This is a genomic window from Flavisolibacter ginsenosidimutans (assembly GCF_007970805.1).
GTDB classification, from domain to species: Bacteria; Bacteroidota; Bacteroidia; order Chitinophagales; family Chitinophagaceae; genus Flavisolibacter; species Flavisolibacter ginsenosidimutans.
This window is the reverse complement of the sequence record NZ_CP042433.1, coordinates 4,076,545-4,093,275: the sequence shown is the minus strand read 5'-3', so window position 1 is coordinate 4,093,275 and position 16,731 is coordinate 4,076,545. Positions and strand designations below refer to the sequence as shown.

At 44.9% G+C, this 16,731-nt stretch carries 17 protein-coding genes; 12 read left to right on the top strand and 5 right to left on the bottom strand.

Features of this window, described 5'->3' with window-relative positions; genetic code table 11:
- The first annotated feature begins 20 nt into the window (after window positions 1-20).
- The 3 genes from FSB75_RS17435 to galA all read left to right on the top strand — a co-directional run bounded on the left by FSB75_RS17435 (window position 21) and on the right by galA (window position 6,314).
- Window positions 21-1,823: a SusE domain-containing protein gene (locus tag FSB75_RS17435; RefSeq protein WP_146790115.1), complete on the top strand. Its 1,803-nt coding sequence runs from the start codon at window positions 21-23 to the stop codon at window positions 1,821-1,823.
- 84 nt (window positions 1,824-1,907) lie between these two features.
- The gene (locus tag FSB75_RS17430; RefSeq protein WP_146790113.1) at window positions 1,908-2,939 is read left to right on the top strand and encodes a glycoside hydrolase family 53 protein; all 1,032 of its coding nucleotides are present in this window, start codon (window positions 1,908-1,910) and stop codon (window positions 2,937-2,939) included.
- Between the two features lie 15 nt (window positions 2,940-2,954).
- On the top strand, window positions 2,955-6,314 hold the full coding sequence (gene galA, locus FSB75_RS17425) for a beta-galactosidase GalA (RefSeq protein WP_146790111.1): 3,360 nt from the start codon (window positions 2,955-2,957) through the stop codon (window positions 6,312-6,314).
- Window positions 6,315-6,473: 159 nt separating this feature from the next.
- On the opposite strand, the gene FSB75_RS17420 is transcribed toward galA, so the two are convergent.
- Entirely contained in the window at window positions 6,474-7,121 is a 648-nt protein-coding gene (locus FSB75_RS17420) for a YdcF family protein (RefSeq protein ID WP_146790109.1), read from the bottom strand.
- Window positions 7,122-7,276: 155 nt separating this feature from the next.
- Between FSB75_RS17420 and FSB75_RS17415 the strand changes: the two genes are divergently transcribed.
- The 5 genes from FSB75_RS17415 to FSB75_RS17395 all read left to right on the top strand — a co-directional run bounded on the left by FSB75_RS17415 (window position 7,277) and on the right by FSB75_RS17395 (window position 12,403).
- On the top strand, window positions 7,277-9,064 hold the full coding sequence (locus FSB75_RS17415) for an AMP-dependent synthetase/ligase (protein ID WP_146790107.1): 1,788 nt from the start codon (window positions 7,277-7,279) through the stop codon (window positions 9,062-9,064).
- Between the two features lie 509 nt (window positions 9,065-9,573).
- Entirely contained in the window at window positions 9,574-10,491 is a 918-nt protein-coding gene (locus FSB75_RS17410) for an RHS repeat-associated core domain-containing protein (RefSeq protein WP_227990621.1), read from the top strand.
- Window positions 10,472-10,894, top strand: coding sequence for a hypothetical protein (locus FSB75_RS17405; protein ID WP_146790103.1), 423 nt, complete (start codon window positions 10,472-10,474; stop codon window positions 10,892-10,894). Before FSB75_RS17410 ends, FSB75_RS17405 begins: the two co-directional genes overlap by 20 nt.
- 57 nt (window positions 10,895-10,951) lie before the next feature.
- The gene (locus FSB75_RS17400; protein ID WP_227990949.1) at window positions 10,952-11,878 is read left to right on the top strand and encodes an RHS repeat-associated core domain-containing protein; all 927 of its coding nucleotides are present in this window, start codon (window positions 10,952-10,954) and stop codon (window positions 11,876-11,878) included.
- 3 nt (window positions 11,879-11,881) lie between these two features.
- Window positions 11,882-12,403: a hypothetical protein gene (locus FSB75_RS17395; protein WP_146790099.1), complete on the top strand. Its 522-nt coding sequence runs from the start codon at window positions 11,882-11,884 to the stop codon at window positions 12,401-12,403.
- A 133-nt stretch (window positions 12,404-12,536) separates the two neighbouring features.
- Here the strand turns inward: FSB75_RS17395 and FSB75_RS17390 are convergent, their stop codons facing one another.
- Entirely contained in the window at window positions 12,537-13,103 is a 567-nt protein-coding gene (locus tag FSB75_RS17390) for a hypothetical protein (RefSeq protein WP_146790098.1), read from the bottom strand.
- 174 nt (window positions 13,104-13,277) lie between these two features.
- On the opposite strand from FSB75_RS17390, the gene FSB75_RS17385 reads away from it, so the two are divergent.
- The 4 genes from FSB75_RS17385 (at window position 13,278) to FSB75_RS17370 (ending at window position 15,422) form a co-directional block, all read left to right on the top strand.
- The gene (locus FSB75_RS17385) at window positions 13,278-13,802 is read left to right on the top strand and encodes an REP-associated tyrosine transposase (protein ID WP_146790096.1); all 525 of its coding nucleotides are present in this window, start codon (window positions 13,278-13,280) and stop codon (window positions 13,800-13,802) included.
- Between the two features lie 240 nt (window positions 13,803-14,042).
- Window positions 14,043-14,495, top strand: a complete 453-nt coding sequence (locus FSB75_RS17380) for a hypothetical protein (RefSeq protein ID WP_146790094.1) — start codon at window positions 14,043-14,045, stop codon at window positions 14,493-14,495.
- A gap of 115 nt (window positions 14,496-14,610) precedes the next feature.
- A complete protein-coding gene (locus FSB75_RS17375) occupies window positions 14,611-14,982 on the top strand; it encodes a methionine-R-sulfoxide reductase (RefSeq protein ID WP_146790092.1) in 372 nt (123 codons plus the stop codon).
- Window positions 14,983-15,080: 98 nt separating this feature from the next.
- Entirely contained in the window at window positions 15,081-15,422 is a 342-nt protein-coding gene (locus tag FSB75_RS17370) for a DUF6799 domain-containing protein (RefSeq protein WP_146790090.1), read from the top strand.
- A gap of 90 nt (window positions 15,423-15,512) precedes the next feature.
- Here the strand turns inward: FSB75_RS17370 and FSB75_RS17365 are convergent, their stop codons facing one another.
- The 3 genes from FSB75_RS17365 to FSB75_RS17355 form a co-directional block, all read right to left on the bottom strand.
- The gene (locus FSB75_RS17365) at window positions 15,513-15,707 is read right to left on the bottom strand and encodes a hypothetical protein (RefSeq protein WP_146790088.1); all 195 of its coding nucleotides are present in this window, start codon (window positions 15,705-15,707) and stop codon (window positions 15,513-15,515) included.
- An 84-nt stretch (window positions 15,708-15,791) separates the two neighbouring features.
- Entirely contained in the window at window positions 15,792-16,163 is a 372-nt protein-coding gene (locus tag FSB75_RS17360) for a hypothetical protein (protein ID WP_146790086.1), read from the bottom strand.
- 311 nt (window positions 16,164-16,474) lie between these two features.
- Window positions 16,475-16,654: a hypothetical protein gene (locus tag FSB75_RS17355; RefSeq protein ID WP_146790084.1), complete on the bottom strand. Its 180-nt coding sequence runs from the start codon at window positions 16,652-16,654 to the stop codon at window positions 16,475-16,477.
- Between the last annotated feature and the right edge of the window lie 77 nt (window positions 16,655-16,731).

The following is a 16,731-nucleotide window of genomic DNA, read 5'->3' as shown; positions in this document are numbered from 1 at the left end:
GACCTGCTTAAAAAAATTGTATGAAACACATTTCAAAACTTCTGTTGCTTTCAACCCTTGCAGCGCTTCTCTTTGCCTGCGACAAGAAAGATATACTGCCTTATTACAACAAAGGCAGCCAGGTAACGCTGAGCGCATCCAAGGCATCGGTAACGCCTACCGCTGCCGATTCGACAAACAAGGTGCTTGCCCTGAACTGGACAAGCCCGAACTACGGTGTTGATCCCAACACGTACAAATATGTTGTGGAGATTGATTCATCGGGACGAAACTTTGCCAATCCCGTTCGCCGTACCGTCGTTGGCAAGCTCACTGACTCCATCACCGGCCGCGATTTAAACACCATTCTTCTGAACAATGGTTTTAAAGTGGGCACGGCTTACAACCTGGATATGCACGTCATATCCTCTTACGGAAACAACAACGAGCCTTATATTTCCAACACGGTCAAGGTAGCCGTTACGCCTTATGCCGATCCTTCGACTCTTGCAACTCAATTTACTTCGGTAACCGGCACGGCCGCTACTTCCACCAATCCTTCGAATACGTTTTCGTGGTCGCAAGCCTTTACCGGTTATATGGGAAACATTACCTACACCTTGCAGTACGATTCGGCGGGTAAAAATTTTGTTGCGCCACAGGAAATCGCAGCCGGCACTGCAACGTCAAGCAAAACGTTGACGCAGGACGATATGAACACGACGGCATTGTCATCTGGCGTTGCCATTGGCAACACAGGCAAAGTAGAATACAGAATTAAAGCCACGACTGCGGGTGGTGCCGTAGCTTATTCAAACGTTGTGAACGTAACGGTGGCTACGTTCTCACCGGTGCCCGCAAATCTTTACATCGTCGGCGATGCCACACCGGGCGGGTGGAACAATCCCGTGCCTGTTCCTTCGCAACAATTCACCAAAGTAGATGCGTATACCTTCAGCATTACCATCGGCCTTACTGCGGGTAAGTCCTACCTGTTTCTCCCTGTGAACGGCGACTGGAATCACAAGTACGGCGGTGCAGCCGATGGAACAGCCGCAGGCGGCAGCACGCTATTGAAAGACGGCGCCGTTCCGGGTTCCAATATACCGGCTCCGGCTGCATCCGGTGTTTACAAAATCACGGTAAACTTCCAAACCAACAAATACACCGTTACGCAAATTGCTGTGCCTTCCAACCTTTACATTGTCGGTGATGCAACGGCCGGTGGCTGGAACAACCCCGTTCCCACACCATCGCAGCAATTCACGCAAATTGACAACGTTTCTTTTGGCATTGTAGTGAACTTGACAGCCGGCAAATCTTATCTCTTCTTACCGGTGAACGGCGACTGGAATCACAAGTACGGCGGTAGCACCGACGGGACTTCAGCAAACGGTGGCGCTTTATTGGCCGATGGTGCGGTTCCCGGATCGAACACCCCTGCACCCGCAACCTCAGGCCTTTATAAAATCGTCGTGAACTTCGCAACAAATTCATATACGGTTACGCCTTACTCAGGACCGACTGCCTTGTTTATCGTTGGCGATGCTACAGCCGGCGGCTGGAACAATCCGGTTCCGGTTCCTTCACAGCAATTCACAAAAACAAAGGAAGGCGAGTTCCAAATCTCGATACCGTTAACAGCGGGCAAATCGTATTTATTCTTACCGGTCAATGGCGACTGGAACCACAAGTACGGTGGCGCAACAGACGGCACGTCTGCCGGCGGCGATGTGTTGCTGGCCGACGGTGCCGTACCGGGATCGAACACGCCGGCACCTGCTGTATCAGGCCCACACACCATAACAGTGAGCTTTATTACCAATACTTACAAAGTGCAATAAAACTTTCTTCGAAAAATAAAAAGGCTGTCGTTCGCGACAGCCTTTTTATTTTGCAAAAGCATCGTTTGGTTTTAAAACACAACAATGAAACCTCTGTATAAAATCGCCTTTTGGTTGCTTCTGCTTTTTCTTTTTTCGTGCAAGAAAAACAATCCATCTAACACTACTCCCGATCCAACACCCGCAGCTACGGATAGCCTCGTTAAAGGCGCTGATGTAAGTTGGTTGACTGAAATGGAAGCGGCAGGAATCAAGTTTTACAATGCCTCCGGCACGCAGCAAGATTTGTTTACGATTTTGAAAGGTGTTGGTATGAACACCATTCGTCTGCGTGTGTGGGTGAATCCCTCCAATGCATACAACAGCAAAGCCGATGTTGTGGCAAAAGCAGCAAGGGCTAAGAACGCAGGCATGCGCATCTTGATTGATTTTCATTACAGCGATACTTGGGCCGATCCGGCACACCAAACAAAACCGGCTGCTTGGGCTTCACAAGATATCAATGGCTTAAAAACATCGGTTGCAACGCATACAACCGATGTATTGAATGCGTTGAAAACAGCTGGCGTTACACCCGGGTGGGTGCAAGTCGGCAATGAAACCAATGATGGCATGTTGTGGCCCGAAGGCAAAGCATCTGCGAACATGAGCAACTTTGCGCAACTGGTAAACGCCGGTTATGATGCGGTGAAAGCTGTTTTTCCAAATGCAAAAGTGATTGTGCATTTGTCGAATGGTTATGACAACAGTTTGTATCGCTGGATGTTTGATGGCTTGAAAAATAATGGTGCGAAGTGGGATGTGATTGGCATATCGCTTTATCCATCTATCACAGATTGGTCAACGAAAAATGCGCAATGCCTTTCCAACATGAACGACATGGTAAGTCGCTACGGAAAAGAAGTGATGATTGTAGAAGTCGGAATGCCGTGGGATCAACCGGCAGCGACAAATGCTTTCATTGCCGATTTGATTGCAAAAGTAAAATCTGTTGGCAGCAAAGGTTTGAGCGTTTTGTATTGGGAACCCGAAGCCTACAACAATTGGCAAGGTTATACACTTGGTGCGTTCGATAATTCAGGAAAACCAACGGTTGCGTTGGATGCGTTTAAATAATTTACCCTTCTCATCATGCAGAAAATTTTTACCGCTTTTCTTTTCGTTCTTGCAAGCCTTTCATCTTTTGCACAACGCAAGCACATGCCCTTTGACGAAGATTGGAAATTTCATTTTGGCAATGCATCCGATCCTGCAAAAGATTTTAATTACAGCGTTGCCGTCATCTTTAAAAAAACCGGTGAGGCAGCGCATACCGCCATTGATCCAAGAATGAACGACAGCAGTTGGCGAACGCTGAATCTTCCGCACGACTGGGCGGTGGAATTGCCTTTCGTAAACGTGAACAATTTTGACGTAATGGCGCACGGCTATAAACCCGTTGGCGGCCTCTTTCCCGAAACAAGCATCGGTTGGTACCGCAAGCATTTTACGGTGGACAGAAAAGATTCAGGACACCGTTTTCAACTGCAGTTTGACGGCGTCTTTCGCGACGCGAATTTTTGGATCAACGGAATTTATTTGGGCAATAACAAAAGTGGTTACATCGGCGCATCGTACGACGTCACGGACTTTATCAATTACAACAAAGACAACGTGATTGCGGTACGGGTAGATGCCACGCAATACGAAGGTTGGTTTTACGAAGGCGCGGGCATTTATCGTCACGTGTGGCTGAATGAATTCAACAACGTTCACATACCAAACGATGGCGTGTTTGCATCTGCAACAGTTAAAGGATCGAACGCATCGGTGCAAGTGGAAACGGAAATTGAAAACAACTTCATGCCTGTAAACGCAACGGCTTTGTGTTACGTCGTTGATCGAACGGGCAAAAGAGTGGCACAGTCTCCTGATCAAACAATCAAGCTAAACACGTACGAAAAGAAAACGCTCAAACAAACGCTCAACGTCCCGGCTGCGCATTTGTGGTCAATTGACGATCCTTATCTCTATCGTGTAGTTTCACTCGTAAAACAGGCCGGAAAAACAGTTGACAGCGTTTCACACCGCATTGGCATTCGAACAATCGAGATTAAACCGAACGGCGTTTTCTTAAACGGTGTTCACGTAAAAATCAAAGGCACCAATAACCACCAAGATCATGCAGGCGTTGGTTCTGCCATGCCTGATTATCTTCAATACTACCGCGTTCGTTTATTAAAAGAAATGGGTGCGAACGCATACAGAACTTCGCACCATCCACCGACACCTGAATTACTTGATGCATGTGATAGTTTGGGCATGTTGGTGTTGGACGAACAACGCTTGCTCAACAGCGGTGCTGAATACATGAACGAGTTTGAACGCATGATCCGCCGCGACCGCAATCATTCTTCGATATTTCTTTGGTCCATCGGCAACGAAGAAGGCTGGATTCACACCACCGAAACCGGCAAGCGCATTGCGCAAACGCTGATTGCAAAACAAAAAGAACTTGATCCAACAAGAACGTCAACGTATGCGGCCGACGTAGGCAATGTATTCAAAGGTGTGAACGAAGTGATTCCCGTTCGCGGTTTTAATTACCGCGAAAAATTTGTAGCCGATTATCACCGCGATCATCCAACGCAACCCATCATTGGTACCGAAATGGGAAGCACGGTTACCACTCGCGGCATCTATCAAAAAGATTCAATCAGAGCTTACGTTCCCGACCAAGACATTACCGCACCGTGGTGGGCATCAACGGCCGAAGCCTGGTGGACGCTTGCAGCGCCGAATGATTTTTGGCTTGGTGGTTTTGTGTGGACGGGCTTTGATTACCGGGGCGAACCAACGCCGTACGAATGGCCGAACGTGTCTTCGCATTTCGGCATCATGGATGCGTGCGGCTTTCCCAAAAACATTTATTACTACTATCAATCTTGGTGGACGGACAAAGACGTGCTGCACATTTCGCCGCACTGGAATTGGGGCGGAAAAGAAGGCCAGCCAATTGACGTTTGGGTGAACACAAATGCCGACAATGTCGAACTGTTTTTGAATGGAAAGAGTTTGGGCAAGAAAAACATGCCGCGCAATAAACATTTGCAGTGGAGTGTGAATTACGAACCCGGAACGCTGGAAGCAATTGCGTACAAAGGGGGGAAGAAGTTGACGGCAAAAGTGGAAACCACCGGAGTGCCAACAGAAGTTGTGGTGTCGCCCTCAAAGACAACGATGCTTGCCGATGGAAGGGATGCGGCCGTGATGAACATCAGCGTCATTGACAAGCAGGGAAGAGAAGTACCCGATGCGATGAACCTCATTCACTTCTCCGTGAAAGGCGATGCAAAAATTATCGGCGTTGGCAACGGCGATCCAAGCAGCCACGAACAGGACAAATATTTTGATACGACGGCGCAACGTCATCTTTTCAACGGCAAGGCACAAGTGATTTTGATCGCCGGTAAAAAAGCATCAACGATAAAATTTGAAGCAAGAAGCGAAGGCTTGTGGTCGGGTTCGACGGACATCTTTTCCGTGTATCCGATACCCACTAACGCTGCCGGGCCGAAAACATCGCGTACTAAAAAGAAGGTTGGAAAAATTGTCGGCGCCGATATTTCTTTCTTGCCAGAATTGGAAGCAAGAGGCATTAAGTTTTCGGACAAAGGAAGCCAAAAAGATGCGTTGCAAATTTTAAAAGATCACGGCTTCAATTACATCCGCTTGCGCATTTTCAACAACCCCGCAGCCGACAGCGGCTATTCGCCGAAGAAAGGTTTTTGCGATCTCTCACATACGCTGCAAATGGCAAAGCGTGTGAAAGCCGCAGGCATGAAATTCCTGCTCGATTTTCATTACAGCGATTACTGGGCCGATCCGGGAAAACAGTTCAAACCATCGGCCTGGAAAGCCTTGCCGTTTGCAAGTTTAAAAGATTCGGTTTACCGTTTTACCAAACAGGTTTTGCTTGCATTGAAAGCACAAGGCACTGTGCCCGACATGGTGCAGGTGGGTAACGAAATCAATCACGGAATGATGTGGCCCGAAGGTCATGTGTCGCATTTCGATAGTCTTGCGCAGTTGTTCAAAGCCGGCGCCGATGCGGTGCGTGCCGTTGATCCTTCCATTGTCATCATGCAACACCTGGCGTTGGGCGGACAAAACGACGAAGCGGTTTGGTATCTCAACAACATGTTTGCAAGAGGAGTAGATTTTGATGTGATTGGCTTGTCGTATTATCCCAAATGGCACGGCACCATCAGCGACTTGCAAAATAATTTGCGTGACCTTTCGCAGCGTTACAACAAAGACGTGATCGTGGTGGAGTATTCGCAACTAAAAAAGGAAGTGAACAGTGCGGCGTTCAACGTGCCGGACAACCGTGGCAAAGGAAGTTTTATTTGGGAGCCGTTGAGTTGGGGCGAAACCGTGTTTGACAGAAGCGGCAAGAGCAACGAGTTGCTGAACGTGTACGATGAAATTGCGAAGGAATATCTCAAATAGAGTTTAGAATTATGAGTTAAGAATGATGAATGCGGGGTGTTTCTGTTCGAAATTCTGAATGACGTGGTGAATTGTTGTTTTTTAGATTGGCATCGAAAGTGTGCAACTCTGCCAATTTAATATTCAAAATAATTTTTCACGACATTCATCATTCTTAACTCATAATTGAATTAACTGCTCATCAAACCCAAGCTGCACAAGTCGTTCAAACGCTTGCCAAACATCATCAGGAATGGCCTGGTAAATTTGAAAACCTTTTTCAGCGTACAACTTTATCCGTTGCAAATCGCCAACCATGACGTTGATGACTTTTTCCATCGGCAAGGAAGGTGTGGGATAATCTTCAAATGAAATTTGCGGCGAGGTCACGCAAACGTTTGGTTCGGGCCAAATCTTTTTGAACGTAGCAAAGCTGCGACGCTCCATGTAGGGCTTCTGTACCAAGATGACAGATGACGGATGACAGCCGTTGGCAATGAGAAGCTTTCGGCTGAAAATAACGTTCTCACCGGTATTTGTTGACTTGTCTTCAATTAGAATCGCTTCTTTGGGTACGCCGTGTTTCATTGCTATTTGAGCAAATAAAAATGCTTCGGGTTGCGTGAATGATTCTTTCGTGAGTCGTCCCAAACCACCGGACATGACAATGAACGGCGCGAAGCCTTGCAGATAAAGTTCTGCGCCTCGTTCCGCTACTCTTGTGTCGTGACTTCCTAAAACAAGAATGCAATCGGATTTTACCAAAGCATCATGCAGTAAATGATAGTTCCAAACCTTCTTTGCCAGCACCAATATTTCTTCTGTCATGCGAACGAAACTACAACGAGAGAGTTTCACGCAGCAGCGCAAAACCTTTCTTCATCCACTTTTTCGTTCCTGTTTTATGACCTGCAAGCAAGACCCGAAAATTCTCTTTTCATTCTTTTCTATTTGTTTAATTTGTACGCATAAGTATGGCGAATATGAACAAACCTCACCGGCTATTTGATTGCCTTCATTTGCAGTTGCAGAAAGGGGGCGTGCAAACAACGCTTGCGGCAAAGGAAGCCGGCCAATGGCGCAGCTACAGCACGCAGGATGTAAAGAACATCGTTGATAAATTAAGTGCCGGTTTAATTGCCCTTGGTGTAAGCAGCGGCGACATGAGCGTGGAAGGCCGCGACAAGATTGCGATCATTTCGAAGAACCGTCCCGAATGGGTTTTTCTCGATTTGGCCGTGCAGCAAATTGGTGCCGTGCTCATTCCCATTTATCCCACGGCCATTGCTTCCGACATCAGCTTTATCATCAACGATACGAGGGCCAAATTCATTTTCATCAACGACGGTGAATTAAGCGAGAAGATAAAAGAAGTGCTGTCCGGTACACCAACCGTGCAGGAAGTTTACGCCTTCGAACACACAGACGGCTTCCGACACTGGAGCGAGATTCTGCCACTCGGAAAGCAGGAGCATTTTATCGCAACCGGAGAAGCGTCAAAAAAAATAAACACCGAAGATCTTTTTACCATCATTTATACTTCAGGTACAACGGGCACACCGAAAGGTGTCATGCTTTCGCACCACAATGTGTTGAGCAATGTGATGAGTACACTGCCGACTTTTCCCATCGGCATTGGCACAAAGGTGTTGAGCTTTTTGCCGCTCAATCACATCTTCGAACGGATGGTAACCTACGTGTACTTGTTTGCCGGCGCGTCCATTCATTACGCGGAAAGTCTGGATACCCTTGGCGAGAACATTCGCGAAGTAAAACCGCACATGTTTACCACCGTTCCGCGTTTGCTTGAAAAAGTTTACGAACGAATTCTTGCCAAAGGCATGGAACAAAAAGGCATCAGGAAGAAGCTTTTCTTTTGGGCTTTGAAACTTGGCGAGGGCTACGACATTCAACAAAAAGGAAGCATCGGTTATCGCACAAAACTTTCGCTTGCCAACAAGATTGTGTTCAGCAAATGGCGCGAAGGTTTGGGCGGAGAAATTAAATGCATCGTAACCGGTGCGGCGGCTTGCCAGGTTCGGTTGCTGCGCATTTTTTCTGCGGCGGGTATTCCCATTTTAGAAGGCTATGGACAAACGGAATCATCGCCGGTGATTAGCGTGAATCAATTGAGGGAAGAGGCTTGGATGTTTGGGACCGTTGGGCCCATCATTGACGGCGTGACGGTGAAGATTGCCGAAGACGGCGAAGTGCTTTGCAAAGGGCCCAACGTGATGATGGGTTATTACAAGCGTCCCGATTTAAGCGCCGAAACTGTTATTGACGGCTGGCTGCACACCGGTGACATCGGCACGTTAGTGAACAACAAGTTTTTAAAAATCACCGACCGCAAAAAAGAAATCTTCAAAACATCGGGCGGCAAATACGTGGCGCCGCAGCCCATTGAAAACAAGCTGGCCGAATCGCCTTTTGTAGAGCAAGTGATGGTGGTGGGCGCCGGTGAAAAATTTACAGGAGCGTTGATTGTTCCCTGCCTTCCCGTGTTGAGCGATTGGGCAAAAGCACAAGGCATTGAGGTTGGAGGCGACGACCAGAGTTTGGTGCATCATCCAAAAGTGCACGAGCAGTATAAAAAGATTGTGGACGAGATGAACAAACACTTTAACCAGGTGGAGCAAGTGAAAAAATTTGAATTGCTTTCGTCATCGTTTAGTTTGGACAACGGCGAGATAACGCCAGGCCTTGGTAAGCTGCGGAGAAAAGTGATTATGGAAAGAAGGAGTGAAGCGGTGAGGAAGATTTATTCTTGAGGAAGGAGCTTAAAGGACGTAAAGTTGTTTCACTTGTTTTTCTGGTTGTTGGTGGGCTTCGCTGCAGAGCCTTTGCTTCAACACCAACAACGGCGTAAAACGACCAGTTTAAGCTTTTTACAAGTGCGCTTGTTAAAGCAATGAGAGAACAGAATGTGAATGAGGTTAAAACAACAAATTCTAGAAAATGAAGTCAGTCATAATGATAATTGTATGCCTGGTTATGGGCTTTGTGATATATGCCTTTTGGTTGTCAGGCTCACATGGGAGAATAATGTTTAGGCCTTACATGGTAGAGGATTGGATATTTGGACTGTTGTTATTGACCTGCGTGGTTATCCCAATAATTTTAATCATTAGGCTGTTCTGGAAGAAAGCATCAAACTGATTTAACACAAAAGGTCGTTCCATACGCCGCAATTTGAACAGTTATTGTATTCCCAAGGCGGGCAAAACAAGGGATATTACACCGATTAAATACCAAAGCCACAGAAATCTAGCAACTACAGGTGTGTGAGTATTTAACCCATTATTATCCGTTCGGACTTACCATGGCCGGGATATCCAGTAAAGCGGCGAGGTCGTTACGAAATAGAAAAAAATATAATGGGAAAGAAGAGCAGGAGGAAGAATTTACCGATGGAAGCGGGCTTGATTGGCTAGATTACGGAGCAAGAATGTACGATCCGCAATTGGGTGTTTGGCATAACCCCGATCCTTTGGCAGAGAAATTTTATGAATGGTCTCCTTACACATATACTTATGATGAACCTGTAAAACATATTGATCTCGATGGACGGTCGGGAGATGTCACATTGGATAAAAAGAATAAAACGATTACAGTTGAACAGCATTTCGTTTTTTATGGCTCAAAGGCAAATTCAAAGTTGTCTGGTAAAATTGCCACTGGAATAGCATCACAATGGAATGGTGCACACGGAAAGGTTAAGGAAGGAGGAGTAACATACAAAGTTAAATTCAGAATTACGTATGAAACAGTATCTGTAGCGGATGCAAAGAAAATGGCGAGCACGAACAAGGATATAAAAAATAACTTCTATAGAGTCGAAGATCTAGGTACTGCAAGCAGTTTTTCGCAAGTTGGAGGTAACGCAGGTGTTTTAAACACGCAAGATGATTTAGGGGGTTCCACTACACCCTCTCATGAGGATGGACATCTTATGGGATTGCAACACACAAATAGCGGCCAAACGCCTAATGATAGACCCGATATTATGACTGCTAGAAACACTCAAGTAAATCCGAGATGGTCGAAAGTCGGGCCAAGTAATGATATTGACCCTAATTTTCGAAGAGTAAACCAACAGAACATAAGCAGTGTATTTAGTAATGTGACATTCGATGCTAATGGACATGCTGATATAGGACACATAACAAATAGAATTTATGATCAGAATGGCAATTAATTTATTCCCGTTGCTTCTTTTATCATTTTCATTCAGTTGTACTTCGCATCAAATTAATGCGGTACAAGAAAGCGCTGCAAATCCCCAGACAAATGACACGCTTGTAAAGTATGTTGATGATTGGAAAAAAGATAGTGTCGGTTGCTTGAAATTGCGAACGAGAGAAAAAGGCGAGACAATTATTCGGTTTTTAAAGAAAGATTCCGTTATAACAAAGGCAACCTTGTATCAGAATCTTGGTACACCTAATGAAGTACAAGAAAATAATGACAATTTTGTTTTGATTTACTATTTCGATTGCCTGTGTAAAGATGGAAGCCTCGTTAAAGATGCGGATAAGTGTTACGCCAAATTTTATACTAAATCTGCTTTATTTACTGATGTTGATTTTATCTGCGAATAAAATCTTATTTGCGAACGCTTTTGATTAAAACTTTAATCTTCAAAAACAGGACGTAGGATTTGCGAATTTGTTCCACAAGATCGACGGGGACATTATTATCCGTTCGGATTAACAATGGCAGGAATAAGTAGTAAAGCGGCGGGAGGCTTGGAGAATAAGAAGAAATATAACGGGATAGAATTGAACACAGACTTTGATTTAGATATTGGCGAAACATTCTACCGCAGCCATGATCCACAGTTAGGTCGGTGGTGGCAGATAGACCCCAAGCCTTCTTTTGAGGAAAGTCCTTATTCAGCAATGGGAAACAATCCAATTAGAAATTTTGATATGTTGGGAGATACTGTAAGGAGCCCTAACGCCGCTTTAGGAGCTGCGATTTTAAAGTGGATTACACAAGGGTTGAACTTAAAGAAAGGACAGACTAATCCATTTTCTTTTAACAAACAGGGAGTATTAACGGTAAATCAGTCCAGGCTAAATAAATTATCTAGCGATCAAAAAGATGTTGCCGGTAACGTTGTGCAGGCAATCAATGCAACTGAAAACGCTGTTGTTTCGGTAGTAGATAAAGACCAAGTAGTAGATCGAAATCCCATAGACCCCAAAGGAGTTTATATCAAAATCACGGGGTATGACAAACAGGGAAAGCCAATTTATGAAAGAGACACAGATCCAGGTGCTGTAACTGCTGCAGGTAGCGGAGGCGGAGTGACATTAGCACGTGATGCCGCAAATAACACAACCAATGTTTTTATTCAACGTCAGGCAAGCACCGAAACAGTAGACGGGCAAAACGGAAGTCAAATCAGTGACCCCAATTTTGCGGTACTTTTCCACGAAGCCTTCGGTCACTTTGTTTATAGGGATGTTAAAAAGATAGGTAATCAGCAGAAGAGTGCAACAATAGATTATGAAAATCAAGTTCGAAAACTCAACAACATGCCGTTAAGGTCTTATGATGTTGGTCACCCTAAACAATAAGCTATGACAATTAAAATCGTTCCGCTTCTATTGTTGCTTTGCAATGTTGCGTTGTCCCAAGAAGTAAAAATCATTAAAACAGGAGAAGGAAAAATATCAGGCCAAAGCGCAGTTAATTACTACAGCGTTAGTATTTACAATAACACAGACAAGCCAATCTGCGTTCCTGTTTCGAATTATTTTTCTTACAGGATGAACACGAATGATACTCTAGAGTTAGGAGGTGTTTATAGTGAAAAAGACTCTATAATTGTTGTCAGCCTTTTTTGGTCAAAAAAAGACTTAGAAATAGACCCGCAGCAAATGCCAGGCTATCCTGTCGTTATAAATCCAAGAACATACTTGTTAACTAACATACTGTTCCATAGAAGTAGCAACATTAAAGGAGCTTACTTTGAGTTCAAATATTCATTTGGCCCAAACTTGGACTATCAAAAAATAAGTTCATCTTATAATGCAGAACCAAAGTTCAGGTGGATGAAGACTTTAAAATTTATTGAGGACAGACTATCAATCCAACTGTAATTGATAAGCAAAGGCGCTGCTTTCCGTGGAGTTCTGCCTGTCATCTTAAACCACCCAAAACAAGTAAGGGGCAACGTCGTTGCCACTTGTACTTTCCATCAAAACAAACGTCGCCCATCGAGCGGCGTTTGTGTTATTGCCTTATTCCTTTCAGCTCCCCTAACCTTTTAAAGCAGTCGTTTAGTTTGTTCCAATTACCTTTTATGTAAGATAATACTTCCGGTTGCAAGGGGTTCTCGTAACGAGTCGCAATGCCTTTCTCCACTATAGTAAAACCGTTGGGCGAACCCATATAAATTCTTTTCCTCGCCTTCATATCAAAGCCTACGCTTGTCACTAACTCTTTGTTGTCTCTTGTCATACTTGGCAGGATAGGATAAGCCTCGCTTTCATCTACAAAATCAAAGTTCAATTGTAGAGTATCGTGTTTAAGACTTAGATCTTTAAATTTTAGCGGCAGTTCTCCAAATGTTACAGATTTTGAACTGCGGCTTTTCGGTAAATAGCTTTGATTACAAGACCATGTGTAGATGTACCATTGAGCACTATCGTATAAGTCTTTCACCTGCAAGCTGTCGATGGCTTTGGGATAAACAAGGCAACGGTTATTCCCGCTCGCTTCTTCGCTTTGCCTAACAGGTTGTTGATTTGAGGCACAGCCAAAAACAGTAAACGAAAATATCAAAAAGTATCTCCTCATTGTCTTGGGATTTTAATGGTTTTCACGCCGTTGTTGGTATACCGCCTTGCTTTGTGCGGTTGCGTACCAACAACCCGAACTGGAAGACCGTTCGTGCTTCGGCTGTTGGTGGGCTACGCACAAGGCCAGCGCCTCAATACCAACAGGAGCAAAAACGCCTTATCTTAAGGCCACATGGAAGAACCGGAACTAATTACGGCCCACGCCCAATTCTTCACGGCTACATGCCTGGAGTGGAAGCCGCTGCTCAAGCCGGATAAATATAAAGACATCCTTATCGAAAGCCTGCGCTTTTTGGTCAAAAATAACCGGGTTGTTGTTTACGGCTTCGTCCTTATGCAAAACCACCTTCACCTCATCTGGCAACTGCGCCACGGACATAAACGCGAGGACGTGCAGCGTGACTTTTTAAAGTTTACTGCACAAACCATTAAAGAGGATCTGCAACGTCATCACCCGAAAGCATTGGAGCAGTTTCGGGTGAATGCCAAAGACCGGATGTATCAGTTCTGGGAACGCAACCCTTTGTCTGTTGATTTATACACCGATAAAACCATACGGCAAAAACTGACCTACATTCATCAAAACCCGGTAAGAGCAAACCTTTGCCGGTGGCCGGAGGAGTACCTGTATTCTTCGGCAATGTTTTATCACAGCGGAAAAGATGACTGGGGCTTTCTCTCGCACGTCTTGGGTTGATTCTGTGATTGTTTGGTTGTTGGTACGCCATCACACACGTCTAAGCGGCATACCAACAACGGCGTGTAAAACGGTGAGATAACGCCAGGCCTTGGCAAGCTGCGGAGAAAAGTGATTATGGAAAGAAGGGGTGAAGCGGTGAGGAAGATTTATTCGCAGAACCAGTGAATATGAAATTTTCGATTTTTACATCTCGATTTTTATAATTTTTTCTTTTCAATATCCAACAACATAGTATTGATGGAGTTTAATATTTCATATACTGATAAAATCCGCGTCTTCAATGGAAAAGATTTGTTTTTGTATGCAGACATTAAGAACAGAATAAAACTCCACTTGCGATTTTATAAAGGCGATACTTTTCTACTCGAAACCGATTTCTTTGGTTTTCTAGTTTTTAAATCTGTCAAAATTAAAAGCCAATCCCTCCTTTATCCAATTACATCGATTAAACAGCAAGGCGTGTTTGGATTTGAAATGAGGTATGCTGATCATGTAATTAATACAACTCTAAGGCCATTCAGGCAACCGTCTTACATTTTATTTTTGGATGACAATAAAGTCGGTGAAATTTATGATCCAAGAGGGATAACAGTGGGACGAAAATATGTAATGAAAACAGAGGTGGACGACCAAACAGTAAATCTCTATTTGCTGTTTATATTTCTAACACAATTATCACCCCTTCCTTAAAGGTCCGCCATTATTTTCTGTCATCCATATTTGCAAATAAGTCTACTTCACAACACTCGCAATGGTCTAGAAGACCATCCTTCATTATCTTTAAAAAACACTTCAACCTCTTGCCATGCAACTCAACCCGCTCACACCCGAAGAAGAAAGAGTCATTCTCCGCAAAGGCACTGAACGACCTTTTACCGGCGAATACACGAATCACAAAGAAGCCGGCACCTACGTTTGCCGCCGTTGCAACGCACCGCTTTACCGTTCGCAGGACAAGTTTGAATCGCATTGCGGCTGGCCTTCGTTTGACGATGAAATTGCCGGCGCCGTAAAGCATGTGCCCGATGCGGATGGGCGACGTACCGAAATCATTTGTGCTTCTTGCGGCGGTCATCTCGGTCATGTGTTCAACGGCGAACGCTTCACGGCTAAAAACACCCGGCATTGCGTCAATTCCATTTCGCTGAAATTTGTGCCGGGCAAGGATTCGGAATAAACGGGAGTGAATAAACGTTTCTTTCTTTTGTTCGTCCGTTTTGCTTGCATATCATTCTTCAACCGGTGCCGTAAAAGAGCACCACAAACAATCTAACGATGAAAAAGTTTTTTCTTTTGCTGGCGGCCTTCACGCTCAGCACAGCTCTCTTTGCGCAAGACAAGAAGATGAAGCCTGACACGTATCACATGGGTAAGATGAAAATGAAAATGCAGGATTGCGTGATGATGGAAAACGGTAAAATGATGATGATGAAGGACGGTCAAACAATGGATATGGACAAAGACATGACGATGAAAAACGGAACGATGGTGATGACCGACGGCACCGTAAAAATGAAGAACGGAAAAACGATGAAGTTAAAAGACGGTCAGTGCGTGTACACGAGCGGGAAAATGAGCAGTATGAAGATGGGCAAAATGAAGAACAGCAAAATGTAGCCGTTCTAAACTTTTAAAAGGAGCCCTTTACGCGAGGCTCCTTTTATTTTTTGCTGCCTCTGTTTCTTTCCGCGCCGACGGCTTACCACTTCAAGGCTTACGCGTTTGTGGGCCACGATCTGCGTTTTCTCCCGGCACATCGCTAATTTCTTTTTCAAAGCTGCCGGGCTCCTGGTCAATGTACTCCGGTTGATTGTTTAACTGTGAATCGGCCTCGGTCGGCTTCGGATAAGCCACCGGACGTTCGTCTTCGTTCTTGTCTTTTATTTTATCCTTCGGGTCCATAAAAAATTTTGAAAGGTTGTAAAACCATCAAGCCTTGTAGTGATACAAGGCTTGATAAATTGAATAGCTAAGCAACGAGCAAGATTACATGTTGCCTTGATTGCGTTCGCTGCCGCTACGGCCTGTGTTGCCACTGCCGGTGCTGCTGCCGCGTCCTGAATCACCGCTGCTCATGTCCTGATCAGAGCTTCTTCCAGACTGGGAACCGCTTTGTGAGCCGCTCGTGCCCTGGCTTTGATTGCCCATGCCGCTTGAGCTGCGATCAGAGTTGCCCATGTTGCCGCTTTGCGAGCCGCTTTGATCGCTGCTGCGTGAGCCGCCCTGATTACCCTGGTTGCCCATGTTGCCGCTTTGCGAGCCACTGGTTTGCTGACTTTGGCTGCTCCAATCCTGATTGCTTCTGCTTTGATCCTGTGAGCTTCTGTTTTGATCTTGATTTCTGTTGTTGTCTGCCATAATCGTTAGATTTTAAAAGTCAAAAAATAATTTAGACGCTCTTACTACTAAAAACTTTGTGCCTTTTTGAGTTCAGCCTTTAATGCCCGTTTACAATCAAACTCAGGAACAGAAATGGTTTTATTAAGGAGCTTATCTGTGGAGGTTTATCAACAGATTTTCAACCACCAGGCAGATTCATATTCCTGCTTCAAACAATGCCGTTAAAGCTGTGACTGGTTGATGAATTCACTGTCCGGCGAGAGTCTTTCTTGCTTTTTTTTTGCAAGTAATTTCCTTTCAACGGGTTTCTGAAATATTGATAAAGAAATCTAATGATTACTGGCCCCGTCCTGATTCGTACCGTCAGAGCCGCTTCTTTCGCGGCCCTCGCCGTAGCGGTTTTGTATCTGGCTGTCCGTTTCAAACGGATGTTGGCGGCGCAGTTCATTCATCGGTTCTTTCTTTAACGGCAACTTTTTTATTTCTGCTTTCTCTTTTTTCGACCGCATAGCTTTTTTACAAAAGGCCGAAAAATTTATGCCGGTTGAAGCAGATTGAACAGAAGGGCAGGGCGAATTTGCGTGAA